The organism is Burkholderia sp. BCC1972 (assembly GCF_905339605.1).
Taxonomy (GTDB): Bacteria; Pseudomonadota; Gammaproteobacteria; order Burkholderiales; family Burkholderiaceae; genus Burkholderia.
The window spans coordinates 1-940 of record NZ_CAJPGH010000078.1 but is presented as its reverse complement, the minus strand read 5'-3'; the positions used below and the strand labels follow the sequence as shown (position 1 = coordinate 940).

Below are 940 nucleotides of genomic sequence, written 5' to 3'. Positions count from 1 at the left end.
GGGATCATCAGCGCGCTTGTCGGCGTCTGTCTTGCTTGCGTCTCGCCACGCGGCTGGCGGATCGTTGCCTTCGTTGAAGTCGCTTTTCGCATTGCCGTCCTTCGTTTCGATGGGCTTGCCGAACCGCAACGCCTTCGGCGGGAACGGTTCGTCGAGTGCCGGCGCGTCCGCCACCACGGTCCAGCCTTTCGGCGGAATGGCGTTCACGCGGAACATATTCAATGCCGAGCTGATCTGGGTCACGATAAACATGATCGGCGCGGATGCAAGCGTGGCCGCCACCCCGAACACGGACTCGTTTCCCTTGAGCGCACCGATGAGATTGAACTTGGCAGGTGGCGAAGGCGGATACCAGAATCCCGACGTCGTCCCCTTTTTGCCATGCCGCCAGTCATCTTCCCAATACCGATAGCGCTTCTGCACGCCAACCTGGAAGCCGGAGGCAAAGACGCGCTGCGTCAGCACGCCGGGGACGCTGATATCGTTCAGCTCGTTCTCGTCGATGCCGCGCCAGCCGATGCCTTGAACCGTGACCGCCGAAATCACCTGGTCGTGTGGACAGCAATACGCGGTGACGCGACCATATGTCGATTTGTTCAGGCCGTGGCGAGCCCGATCCTCTTGCGCCGCATAGGACCGCTTGCTGGTCGGCGATACCCGTTCGTTGGCCATATCTTCATCGACCTTGCCGGCGGGCAGTTCGTAGGCTTTGCGCGTGCCGATGATCGACAGAAACTTGCCGAACGTTTTCGTGCGGGCGGCGTAGGTCTGCCGTCCGCGACGACCGCTGCCGTCCCTGGTCGCGCGTTGCGACCAGGTATCCATGAACGTATCGGATGGATTGGGGCCGTCTGCGCGCGCAAGGCTATACGGCGCATTCGCCAGTACGTAGGCATCCGCCACGCAATGCCCGCTACGTCCCCACGGATCTTCGACATCA

1 pseudogene is annotated in these 940 nt (G+C 61.8%); it reads right to left on the bottom strand.

Going from position 1 to position 940, the window contains the following annotated elements:
* Positions 1 to 825, bottom strand: a pseudogene (locus U5798_RS36870) (hypothetical protein); the annotation flags it as partial.
* Positions 826 to 940 lie beyond the last annotated feature (115 nt).